Source organism: Nocardiopsis suaedae (assembly GCF_027706745.1).
Taxonomy (GTDB): domain Bacteria; phylum Actinomycetota; class Actinomycetes; order Streptosporangiales; family Streptosporangiaceae; genus Nocardiopsis_A; species Nocardiopsis_A suaedae.
In genome coordinates this window covers 62,914-74,670 of sequence record NZ_JAQFWP010000032.1, presented here as the reverse complement: position 1 = coordinate 74,670, position 11,757 = coordinate 62,914, and the positions used below count along the sequence as shown (strand labels likewise).

Sequence of the window (11,757 nt, the reverse complement as noted above, 5' to 3'; positions counted from 1 at the left end):
CCCAGCAGCGCGGCGATCGCCCCGCGCACCAGGTGCTCATCGTCGGCCAGCACGACCCTGATCACCGGCCGCCCCCCTCCACCGCGCAGGCGGCCCCGTCGGCGCCGACGCCCTCCGGGAACTCGGCGCGGACGAGGAAGCCGCCGACGCCGTCCGGACCAGCGGTGAGGGTGCCGCCGACCCCGGCCACGCGCTCGCGCATCCCGGCCAGGCCGCTCCCGCCGCCGTTCACCGCGCTCCCGGCCGTCCCGCGCGGGACGCCGTCGTTGGCGACCTCCACCACCAGCGCCGCGCCGCCGCGCCGCACCGCGACGCTGAACCGGCGGGCGTCGCTGTGCCGCAGCGCGTTGGTGCCCGCCTCGCGCACCACCCAGGCGGCCGCGCCGGAGAGTCGGACGGGCACGTCCTCGTCGATGTCCACCGAGCAGGCGGCCCCGGCCGCCCGCAGCGCGTCGCACACCGACCGCGCCTCGACCGCCAGGTCGGCCTCCCGGTACCCGGCGACGGCGGACCGCACCTCGGCCAGCGCCTCCCGGGCCGTCGCCTGCACCGACGCCATCTCCTGCTTGGCGGCCCCCGGGTCGCGGCCGACCAGGCGGGAGGCGAGCTGGCTCTTGACCGCGATCCCCGACAGGCTGTGGCCGAGGATGTCGTGCATGTCCCGGGCGATGCGCAGGCGCTCCTCGCTCGCCGCGAGCCGGGCCCGCGCCTCCCGACCCTCCACGGCCTGCTCGAACAGGTCCCACAGGGTCATCAGACCCGAGGTCAAGGCGGCGAAGGCGCCGCCTCCGATGACGCTCCCCCAGACGATCCCGACAGACTGGACGACCATGACGTCCCAGGCGCCGTCGGCGGTGAACGGGGCCGCGGCCAGAGGAACGAGCACCAGCGGCACTGCCATGAGGGTGGCCTGCAGGCGCCGCCGGGGCAGGGACAGGGCGACCGCCGCCCACCACATGCCGAGGAGCATCCCGGTGAAGAACTGCGGGTCGCGGGGGTGGTACGGGGCGACCAGCAGGAACGCCGCCGCCAGCAGGGCGTAGGCGGTGTAGTGGGTGCGGCGCTCGGCGCCCTTCAGCCGCCCGAACCGGATCGCGCCCAGGCGCAGCACGAACACGCCCAACGGCGCGCTCACGACGGCGGCCGCAATGTACCGCCACAGCTCGGGGAAGCCCTTTTCGAACCCCTCGTGGGCGTTCTCGACGCCGAACGCGATCACCAACGGGAACGCGGGGACCACCGACGCGTAGATCCCGAGCAGGACCCGCCTCGCCCGGCGCAGGGCCTTGTCGTCCGGCGCCTCCATCGGCCCTCCCTCTCCTCCGGCACTCCGTCCCGTCGACGCCGCACCACTCTCCCGCCCGGGGTTGCGCCGCAGGTAGTCGCCGGAGTCACCGGGCGGCCGTGACAAATGGCACGGGTGCCGCCCCGGCCCCCGAAAGCCGCCCAGTCCCCTGCGTCACCGGGCCGTGCTGAGGGCCGTCACCGGCGCACCCGTGACAGACGGCCTAGGCCTCCCCGGGTGCGCGCGCCCCACCTGGACGGACGCCGGATCCCGGGTGGGCGGGCTGCCGCGCCCGGCCGCCGGTCGGCCGCGCAGGGCGCCTTTATGGTCCTGCCGACCGGCGACGGACGCGGCCCCGGGGGCCGCGTGGAGAGGAGGCCGCGGTGGCGGCGGGAGCATGGGCCCCGGAGCGGGCCGAACGCGCGGGCGGGCGCGACGCGGGGCACGGGGAGGAGGCGGCGGTGGCCGTGCGCGGCCTCACCAAGACCTACGGGGGCCGCCGCGTCGTGGACGGGGTGTCGTTCACGGTGGGCCGGGGCCGCATCACGGGGTTCCTGGGGCCCAACGGCGCGGGCAAGAGCACGACGCTGCGGATGGTCTTCGGGCTGGTCCGGCCGGACTCGGGCGGCGCGGAGGTGCTCGGCCGCCCCTACCGGGAGCTGCGGTCCCCGGCGCGGCGGGTCGGGGCCGCCCTGGAGGAGGGGGCGTTCGTGCCGGGGCGGACCGGCCGGAACCACCTGCGCTGCGCCGCCGGTCCGGCCGGGTGCGGCCCCGGGCGGGTGGACGAGGTGCTGGAGCAGGTGGGGCTGGCCGACGCGGCGCGGCGCCGGGTCGGCGGCTACTCGACCGGGATGCGCCAGCGGCTCGCGCTGGCCACGGCGCTGCTGGGCGACCCGGAGCTGCTGGTCCTGGACGAGCCCGCGAACGGCCTGGACCCGGCAGGGATGCTGTGGCTGCGCCGCTTCCTGCGGGGGTTCGCCGAGGCGGGCGGGGCGGTGCTGCTCTCCAGCCACCTGCTCGGGGAGATGGAGCAGACCGTGGACGACGTGGTGCTGCTGGACCGGGGGCGGCTGGTGCACGAGGGGCCGCTCGAAGGGCTGCTGCACGAACGGCAGTGCGTGCTCTCGGCGCGCGCCGGGGACCGGGGCGGGCCCGCCGCCGTGGCCGCGGCGGTCGCGGCGGCCGGCCTACGGACCCACGTCCTGCCCGACGACCGGGTGTGGGTCGGCGCCCCGGAGCGGGAGGCGCTGGCCGCCCTGGAGGGGCATGCGGAGGGGAGCCCCGGGCCGGATGGGGTGCGCGCCGAGCGGTGCACCTTGGAGTCCGCCTTCCTGAAGCTCACCGACGACGAGAACGGAGGCCGCGCATGACCACGCTGGTCGGGGCCGAGATCCGGAAACTGACGACCACCCGGTCCACGTGGTGGCTGCTGGGCGGGCTGGCGGCGCTGTGCGCGGCGTTGGCGGGGGCGATGCTGACCGCGGGGTACGTGCTGGACTACGCGGGGGCGACGCCGGGGGTGGTCGACGGCGCGCGGCTGGTGTACCGGCAGCCGGGAGCGACCGCCTACGTGATCCCGCTGGTGGTGGGGACGCTCCTGGTCACGCGGGAGTACCACACGCGCACGATCGTGCCCACGCTGCTGACCGAGCCGCGCCGGGGCGCGGTGTACGCGGCCAAGGTGCTGGGCGGCGCGGCGGCGTCGGCGGTGTGCGCTGCGGCGGCCGTGGTGGTGACGGTGGCGGTCGCGGCGTCGGTCTTCGCGGCGAACGGGGACGCGGCCTTCCTGACCGACGGGGCGGTGCTGGCGACCCTGGCCGGGACGTTCGGGGCGCTGGCCCTGTGGGGGCTGATCGGCGTGGGCCTGGGGGCCCTGCTGCGCAACCAGGCGGCGGCGCTGACGCTGGTCCTGGTGGCGACGCTGCTGCTGGAGCCGGTCCTGGGGATCGTGCTGAACACGGCGGACATGCCCGAGGCGTCGGCGTACCTGCCGGGAGGGGCCGCGAACCTGATGTCGGGAGGAGCGGGCTTCGCAGGGGACGGCTCGGCGCTGACGGGGTTCGCGGTCCTGGCCGCCTACACGGTGGCGGCCCTGGCGGTGGGGGCGGTCCGCTTCCTGCGCTACGAGCCGTAGAGGAGGGCACCGGGGCCCTGAACCGTCACCTCCGCCGACCGGCGCGGACGCGGACGTCCGCGTCGGCGTCGGCGTCGGTGGCGGCGTCGGTGGCGCAGCCGCCTGTCAGGGCCTCGGCGCCCGACGGATCACCCCCGGCGGGCGGATCCGTTCCGCCGCGGCGGAATACATCGCCGCGGAGGTTGTTGTACGGGGTGATCGTGGCTTTTTCTGTGTTTGTGTTCAGCCTTGTGTTCGACGCTCGCGGAGTTCGGCGCGGGCGTTCTTTTCTTCCCTGAGCGGTGAGAGGGCGCCACGTCTCAAGTGCGATCACCGGCCCGCGCACGCGGACCCGGTAAGGATCGACCTGCCAGGAGGCAGCTATGGCCCAGGGAACCGTGAAGTGGTTCAACAGCGAAAAGGGTTTCGGCTTCATCAGCCGTGACGAGGGCGGCTCCGACGTGTTCGTGCACTACAGCAACATCGACGGCGCCGGCTTCCGGAACCTCGAAGAGGACCAGCGCGTCGAGTTCGAGGTGACGCAGGGCCCGAAGGGCCCGCAGGCCGAGCAGGTCCGCTCCCTCTGAGGAGCCGCGGCCTGCACGGCAGGGCCCTCCGCCCGTCGCCGCTTTGACGGCCGCCCCCGCCTGGTTCAGGCGGGGGCGGCCCTTCCCGTCTGCGGGGCGCCGCACGGCACCGCATGCGGGGTGGGGGGCGCCTCGCGGCGGCCGTTACAGCCACCCCATGTCCTGCGCCTTTCGGATGGCTCCCAGGCGGTTGCTCGCTCCCGTCTTCGTGATCGCCGACGACAGGTAGTTCCGCACCGTGCCCTCCGTCAGGTGGATGGTCCGGGCGATCTCGGCCACTTGGAGGCCGTCGGCCGCCGACTTCAGCACCTCGGCCTCCCGCGGCGTCAACGGGTTGTCCCCGCTGGTCATCGCTGCCGCCGCGAGCTCGGTGTCGATGTAGCGGCCGCCCGCGTGCACCTTGCGGATCGCGCCCGCCAGCTCATCGACGGGGGCGTCCTTGGCCAGGAACCCGCGCGCGCCCGCGTCGAGGGCCCGCCGCAGGTAGCCCGGGCGGCCGAAGCTGGTCAGCACCAGCACGCCGCACCGCGGCGCGCTCCCGGCCAGGCGGCCGGCCACCTCCAGACCCGTGGCGCCCGGCATCTCGATGTCGAGCACCGCGATGTCCGCGGCGTGCTCGGCGACAGCGGCCTCCACCTCGTCGCCGCGCCCCACCTGGGCGACGACCTCCAGGTCCTCCTCCAGCCCCAGCAGCGCGGCGATCGCCCCGCGCACCAGGTGCTCATCGTCGGCCAGCACGATCCTGATCACGTTCCCGCTCCCTTCGGCGTCCGCTCACGGGCGCCCCCGTCCGGTCCGTCCGCCCCGGTGGGCAGCACCGCCCGCAGCAGGAAGCCGTCGCGCCCGCTGCGCCGTGCCTCCAGTGTGCCGCCGGCCGCCGCCACCCGCTCCGCGAGCCCCGTCAGACCGTTGCCCCGCCCCGGATCGGCGCCGCCCTCCGCACCGCCGTCCGCACCGCCCTCCGCACCGTCGTTGTGCACCTCCACGACGACCCGCCCCTCCTCGCGCCGGAGCACGACGCCGCAGTGCTCGGCCCTGCTGTGCCGGACCACGTTGGTCCCGCCCTCGCGGACCACCCACGCGGCGGGCGGGCGCACCTCCTCGGGGACGTCCTCCGGCACCCCTTCCACCGTGAACCGGGCACCGGTGGAGGACAGGACGGCCCGGAGGCCGTCCAGCTCCCGCGCCAGTTCCACGTCCCGGTAGCCGGACACGGCGCCGCGCATCTCCCGCAGCGCCTCCCGGGTCGCCGCCTGCACCTGCCGTATCTGGTCGGCCGCCCGGTCCGGTGCGCGCTCGGCGAGCCGCGCCGCCAGCTCGCTGCCGACGGCGATGCCGGTCAGCCGGTGCCCGAGCAGGTCGTGCATGTCCCGGGCGAACCGGAGCCGCTCCTCGCTCACCGCCAGCCGCGCCCGCGCCCTGGTGCCCGCGGCGGCGGCGCCCGCCAGGTCCCACAGGAACAGCAGGCCGAGATGGCCGAGGTACATCAGCACCGCCCACCCGACACCGGCGACGGCCAGCAGCGCCACCAGGCCCCAGTCCGCCGGGTCGAAGAACGCGGCGCGCACCCACGGTGCGGCCAGCAGCGCCGCCGTCGGGGCGGCCATCCGCGCGGCGGAGTTGGCCACCCCCGCCGCCGACCACCACGCGCCGGCCACCATGGCCGTGCCGACCCACATGTCGAGGGCGGCCACCTCGGCGGCCAGGAGCAGGACCGACGCCCAGAACAGGCCCCTCGTCGACGTCGCCCCGTTGACCCGCCGCCACACCATCCGGATCGACAGGGCGGCCAGGGGCACGGACAGCGCCACGGCCGCGACCCGCCGCCACAGCGCGATGGAGTCCCCGACCGTGAGCACCGTCTGAAGGCTGAACAGGGCGATGGTCAGGGCGAGGAAGGCCAGCGCGCCGAAGACGATCCACCAGGCCGTCCGCCAGCGGGGATCGTCCGCCGTGTCCCCGCGGGCGCCTGACCCGCCGCTGCCGTTCGCCATCCGTCCCGCCGTCCCTTCCCCGGGCGCCGCGCCCGCCCGGCACCTGCCCCCACCAGGATCCCTCTCCTCCGGCGGCCCGGTGTCCTGCCTCCGCCCGCCGTCCCCTCCCGGGAGCCGCCGCGATGCGCACGGCCACCGGTCGGCACCGCTACCCGGGGGCCGCCTCCGCAGCCCCTCCCGGCTCCCCGTCCGCTTCGGACGTCGGCAGGACCGCCCGCAGCACGAACCCGCCCCCGCCGCTCGGCCCGGCCTCCAGGGTCCCGCCGGCCGACGCGACCCGCTCGGTGAGCCCCGTGATCCCGTTGCCGGGCGCCGCCCCCGCGGCCCGGCCCGCCCCGTCGTCGCGCACCTCGACGACCGCCCGCCCCTCCTCGCGCCGGAGCACGATGCTGCAGTTGCCGGCGTCGCTGTGCCGGACGACGTTCGTCGCGCCTTCGCGGACCACCCACGCCGCCGGTCCGCGGACCTCGTCCGGGATCTCCTCCGGGCCTCCCTCCACGGACACCCTGATCCCGGACGCCGTCAGGACGCCGCCGACGTTCTCCAGCTCCTGCCCCAGGTCCATCGCGCGGTACCCGGCCACCGCACTGCGCATCTCGCGCAGCGCGGTGCGCGCCGCCGACTGCACATCGCGCATCTGCTCCGCCGCCGCGCCCGGGTCGCCCCGGTCGGCCAGCCGGGTCGCCAGATCGCTCTGGACGGCCATGCCGGACAGGCTGTGCCCGAGCAGGTCGTGCACGTCGCGGGCGAAGCGCAGCCGCTCCTCGCTCACCGCCAGCCGCGCCTGTGCCTCCCGCCCCGCGACGGCGTCCCGCGCCAGCTCGTAGAGCCAGACGGAGGCGAGGTTGCCGCTCATCGCGAGCGGCCCGTAGACGGCTCCGACCGCCCACACCAGCGCGACCTCGTCCCAGGCGATCCAGTCGGAGGTGGAGGCGTACCACCCGGCGAGCGCCCATGGCGCGACGAGGAGCACGGCCGTGGCCGACCAGAGCGCCTTTCCGCGGGCGCACAGGTAGGCGGCGGACCACCAGGCGCTCAGGAGCATCACGGTCCAGAACCAGAGCCCGAGCGCCCACAGGACGGCGAGGGCCAGCGCGCAGGACGACCAGTAGAGCCACGGGGAGGGGAAGGCCCCGGAGAAGACCCGGATCACCAGCATCCAGAGCGTCACCCCGGCCAGGACCGCCGCGCCCGCGATGCCGACGGCGTCCTGCCACCCGGGGTCGGCGGCCCCGATGAACGCGGGGACGGTGAGCGCGACCACCGCGTAGACGAGGATCTGGACCGAGGTGAAGCACAGCATGAAGAAGGCCACCCACTGGGCGGTCCGCACCCGCCGGTCCAGCCGGGAGGGCGCGTCCCCGGAGCCGGGGGCCCAGCCGCCGTCCTCGGCGGCGCCGTCGGGGCGGGACTCGGCGGGGGCCTCGGTTCGGCCGCGACGACGGTCCTGACGGGTACGGAGCATGCACTGATGGTCCCCGCCCGGACACGGCCGGGCAAAACCGGGGTCCCGAGAGTCCGCCCGAATTCGGACCGTCCCGGACGGTCCCGGACGGGATGATCGGCGGGACCGGGCCGTCCTCCCGGCCCCGCCGCGGATCCCCGGGTGAGCGCCCGTGCCCCCGGGGGCGGGGTCGGCGGTCGGCGCCGATCCCGTGAGGTGACAAGGATGGCCGCTGCAGGACCTCTGCCGACAGGTGCCGCTGTCACCCCTCCCCTTTGACGTAGGGGAGGGCATGGCGTGTGACAGATGTCAGGCTCCGCCACGGGACCGACGCCGGACGGCGGGCGGGTTCCTTCCGCGCCGGGGGCGGCTCGGGAGGTACACCGGTCACCAGCCCCGGCCGGGCGGCGGGCCGTCGGGGCGTGGGTCGGGGGCAGTGACGACGGAGGTCGGCGACACTTCCTGTACCGCTGTCGGCGACCAGGTGCGTGCGTGGTCGCCGTGTCGGGCGCCGACGGCGGATGCGGGCGCTTCCCCGCTCCTGCCATCACCGCCGAGTGCGGTGACTTCGCACACGCGTTGCGCCCGCCCGGACCGCTTGGGCCCCTGGACCGGTGGACGGGGCTCGGCCTCGGCCTCTTGGTCTCTTTGCCGGAGGGTTCAGTGCGGGGCCTCTTCACCTCCGGTGCGTGGGGATCCGGCTCCCGGCCGGGCTTTCGTCCTCCCCCGGGTTCGAGACGATTCGAAAGCGTCCTCGCCCAGGGTCTCCCGGACGCGTTCCTCCGCCCTCCGGATGTCGAAGCGTTCCGCCTCCGGCAGCGGCACCCCCGTCCACAGCCTGTGGGCATCGGCCTCGCCCAGCAGTTCCGCGGCCGCCGCCGCGTCGCCCGCCAAGGACAGCGCCCCCGCCGTCCCCTCCAGCGCCAGTGCCACCGCGCGCGGGTCGCCGGACGCCCGCGCCCGCTCCAGCCCCCGCCTCTGGTGGGCCAGCGCCGCCTCCGCGTCTCCGCGCTGCTCCGCCACGTACCCGAGCTGGGCCTCGATGAACGCCAGCCCGATGTCGCCCTGCCCCCGGTCGTTGCGCGCGATGGACGCCCGGGTCCGCTCCTCGGCCTCGTCCAAGCGCCCCTCTCTCCGGGCCACCAGCGCCAGCCCCGCGTCGGCGAACTCCCGCCCGCCCTCGTCGCCCCGCTCCACCGCGATCGCGCGCGCCCGCTCCAGCGACCGCCGCGCCCCCACCAGGTCCCCGAGCAGCATCGCGATCCTCCCGAGCCCCGACAGCCGGGCGGAGACCACGCCCCACAGGCCCAGGCGCTCGGCGTCCTCCAGCCCTTCCCGGAGCCGGCGCCCGGCCTCCCCGTACTCGCCCCGCATCTCCGCGGCCTGCGCCAGCAGGTCCGACGCCTGGAGCACCCCCCAGTCGTCCCCCTCCTCCCGGAAGAGGCGCTCGCTCTCCCGAGCGGCGCTGCGGTGGCGGTCGAGGTCGCCCCGGATCTGCGCACACCACGCCTCGACGACCAGGGCCGCCGCCGTCCCCCACCGGTCGCCCGCCGCCCTGGCCGCCTCCAGGACCCGCGCCGCGCGCCTGCCGCCCTCCTCCAGGTCGCCCATCCCCCACTCGGCATAGGTCAGGAACCATTCGGCCCGCCGCAGGCGTGCGTCGCCCCTCCCCCGCGCCAAGCGCTCACGCAGGGCGGCCCCGATGGGCCCCTCGTCCCCGTCGAACGCCGCACTCAGAGCCATGACGGCGGCATGGACGGCCTCGGCCTGCAGAGAGAGCACGGCGAGCCGGTCACGCCGGTCAAGCCGGTCGGGCCGGTCGGGCCGGTCAAGCCGGTCGGGCTGGTCGGACTCTTCGCCGGGGCGCAGCGCGAGCGCCTCCTCCAGCAGGGCCCGCACCTCCCCCAGTCGTCCGCGTACCGTGCCGAACCACGCGCACGCCACGGCCGTGCGCAGCGCCGTCACCGCGTCCCCCGACCGCCCCGCCTCCCCCACGGCGGCCTTGATGTTCGCGCACTCCACGTCCAGGCGCTCCAGCCACACCCCCTGCTCCGGCCCGCGGATCCCCGCGTCCGCGCGCTCCGCGAACTCCGCGTAGTAGGCGGCGTGCCGGACACCGGCCTCCTTCTCCTCGCCCGCCTCCGCCAGCCGCTCAGCGGCGTAGGCAGCCACCGTCTCCAGCAGCCGGTACCGCGTCCCGCCGCCGCCGTCCCCCTCATCGGCGGCCACGACCAGCGACCGGTCCACCAGCGACGGGAGGAGCGCCGCGCCGGCCCCGCACACCGCCTCGGCGGCCTCCAGCGTCCACCCGCCCCGGAAGACCGACAGCCGCCGCAGCAGGGCGCGCTCATCGGCGTCCAGCGTCTCCCAGCTCCAGTCGATGACCGCGCGGAGGGTCCGCTGCCGCTCGGGGACCCCTCGGCGCCCGCCCGACAGCACCCGGAACCGGTCGTCCAACCGCTCCGCCAGCTCGGCGGCGCTCATCGCCCTGATGCGCGTGGCGGCCAGTTCCAGCGCCAGCGGGATCCCGTCGAGGCGGCGGCAGACGGCCGCCACCGCCGCCGCGTTGCCGTCGGTCAGCTCCCAGCCGGGCCGCGCCGCGGCCGCCCGCTCGGCGAAGAGGCGGACGGCACCGGTCCGGCGCAGCGCCCCCGCGTCGGGCGGCGCACCGGGCGCAGGGAGCCCCAGCGGGGCGACCGGACGCACCCGCTCGCCGGGTACGCCCAGCGGCTCCCGGCCGGTCGCGAGGAGGTGCGCCTCCGGGGCTCCGGCGATCACGCACGCCGCCAGCTCCGCCGCCCCGCCGATCACGTGCTCGCAGTTGTCCAGGACGATCAGGACACGCTCACCGGCGAGTGCGGCGGCGAAGCGGGCCGCGGGGTCGCGGTCGGCCGCCTGCGCGTCGTCGCGCAGCCCGAGCGCCGCCGTCGCCGCCGCGACCGGATCGCCCCCGGGCTCCACCTGCGCCAGGTCGACGAGCACGACCCCGCCGGGGAACCGGTCACCGGCCCGTGAGGCGGCCTCGACCGCCAGCCGCGTCTTGCCGACGCCGCCCGGCCCGGTCAGCGTGGTCAGGCGCCCGTTCCCGACCATCGCGCACACGCGGGCCGCCTCCCCGTCCCGCCCGATCAGCGGCCCGACGGCGACGGGAAGGCGCCCGCGACGGCCGCGCGGCCCGTCCGCCCCGGACTGCGGAACCGACGGGGTGGGCCCGGCGGGGTGGACCGACGAGGGATGGGCCGACCCGCCGACGACGGCCGCGGCCGCTGCCGTGTCCTCTTCGGCGGGTCGGCGCCCGGGTTGATGGCCGGGGCCGGTGCGGTCCTTGTCCGACGCTCCGGCGGCCGCGACATCCGACGCCCCGGCACGCGCGCCGTCCGGGCGCGGGTCCTCCCCGGAGCTGGTGCCACCGTCTCCGCTCCCGAGCGCGAGCCCGAGCCCGAGTTCGCTCCCCGCCCCACCCGCGGTCCGGCTCCCCGGCCCCAGTTCCGGGGCGTGCCTCAGCACCGCCGTGTGCAGAGCCGCGATCTCCGGCCCCGGGGCGGTCCCCAGCTCGTCGGCCAGCCTCGTCCGCAGCTCCTCGTACGAGTCCAGCGCCTCCCCCTGGCGCCCTGAGCGGTACAGCGCGCGCATATGGGCCGCGCGCAAGCGCTCCCGGAACGGGTGGGCGTCCAGCAGTGCCCGCAGTTCCCCCGCGAGCGCCGCGTCCTCCCCCAGCGCCGACCGTGCCTCGGCCCTGTCCTCCACCGCGGCCAGTCGGCGCTCTTCCAGGCGGGCGGCGGTGGCGCGCGCGAAGGGCTCGTCGGCGAACTCCACAAGGGCCCGGCCCCGCCACAGCGCCAGCGCGTCGTCGAGGAGCTCCGCCGCCGCGGCGGCGTCGGCCCCCCTCAACAGCCGCGACGCCCGGTCGGCCTTGTACTCGAAATCGTCTGCGTCGACGCTCAACGCGCCGTGCAGCCGGTAGCCAGGGGACCGGAACACCACGGTCGGGGCGTCCCCGGAGCCGGTGTTCGCACTCCGGAGCACCTTGCGCAGCTGGGACACCCGCGCCTGCAGCACCCCTGCCGGGTCGGACGGAGGGGAGTCGCCCCATACATCGTCGACCAGCGAGTCCACCGGTACCGGCGCCCCACGGCGCACCACCAGGGACGCCAGCAGCGCGCGCACCTTGGCGCCCGGCAGCGGTACCTCGCCGCCTTCGCCGTCCCACAGTACGAGCGGACCGAGCACCCCCAAGCGCATGGCGCAAAGGTACCGGTAGCGCCTCCCGTAGCGCTCTGACAGCCGTTCCGTAGCGCCCGCCGCCACTGTGTACCCATCGCGACCGACCGGGC

At 76.5% G+C, this 11,757-nt stretch carries 8 protein-coding genes; 3 read left to right on the top strand and 5 right to left on the bottom strand.

Features of this window, described 5'->3' with window-relative positions:
* Nucleotides 1–61: 61 nt before the first annotated feature.
* Nucleotides 62–1,306, bottom strand: a complete 1,245-nt coding sequence (locus O4U47_RS17485) for a sensor histidine kinase (RefSeq protein ID WP_270678947.1) — start codon at nt 1,304–1,306, stop codon at nt 62–64.
* Nucleotides 1,307–1,668: 362 nt separating this feature from the next.
* Here O4U47_RS17485 and O4U47_RS17480 point away from each other — a divergent pair, with 362 nt between their 5' ends.
* From O4U47_RS17480 to O4U47_RS17470, 3 genes are all read left to right on the top strand, one after another.
* Nucleotides 1,669–2,655 carry an ABC transporter ATP-binding protein gene (locus tag O4U47_RS17480; RefSeq protein WP_270678946.1) on the top strand — a complete coding sequence of 329 codons (987 nt, stop codon included), beginning with the start codon at nt 1,669–1,671 and terminating at the stop codon, nt 2,653–2,655.
* On the top strand, nt 2,652–3,419 hold the full coding sequence (locus tag O4U47_RS17475) for an ABC transporter permease subunit (protein WP_270678945.1): 768 nt from the start codon (nt 2,652–2,654) through the stop codon (nt 3,417–3,419). The genes O4U47_RS17480 and O4U47_RS17475 overlap by 4 nt, the downstream gene beginning before the upstream one ends.
* 362 nt (nt 3,420–3,781) lie before the next feature.
* Complete coding sequence (locus O4U47_RS17470) at nt 3,782–3,985, top strand: cold-shock protein (protein ID WP_270678944.1); 204 nt, start codon at nt 3,782–3,784, stop codon at nt 3,983–3,985.
* A 144-nt stretch (nt 3,986–4,129) separates the two neighbouring features.
* Here O4U47_RS17470 and O4U47_RS17465 read toward each other — a convergent pair whose 3' ends face one another.
* The 4 genes from O4U47_RS17465 to O4U47_RS17450 form a co-directional block, all read right to left on the bottom strand.
* Nucleotides 4,130–4,735: a response regulator transcription factor gene (locus tag O4U47_RS17465; RefSeq protein ID WP_270678943.1), complete on the bottom strand. Its 606-nt coding sequence runs from the start codon at nt 4,733–4,735 to the stop codon at nt 4,130–4,132.
* Nucleotides 4,732–5,979, bottom strand: coding sequence for a sensor histidine kinase (locus tag O4U47_RS17460; RefSeq protein ID WP_270678942.1), 1,248 nt, complete (start codon nt 5,977–5,979; stop codon nt 4,732–4,734). Before O4U47_RS17460 ends, O4U47_RS17465 begins: the two co-directional genes overlap by 4 nt.
* 148 nt (nt 5,980–6,127) lie before the next feature.
* Nucleotides 6,128–7,444, bottom strand: a complete 1,317-nt coding sequence (locus O4U47_RS17455; protein ID WP_270678941.1) for a sensor histidine kinase — start codon at nt 7,442–7,444, stop codon at nt 6,128–6,130.
* A gap of 639 nt (nt 7,445–8,083) precedes the next feature.
* Nucleotides 8,084–11,665 (bottom strand): AfsR/SARP family transcriptional regulator, encoded by a 3,582-nt coding sequence (locus O4U47_RS17450; protein WP_270678940.1) that lies wholly within the window; start codon nt 11,663–11,665, stop codon nt 8,084–8,086.
* Nucleotides 11,666–11,757 lie beyond the last annotated feature (92 nt).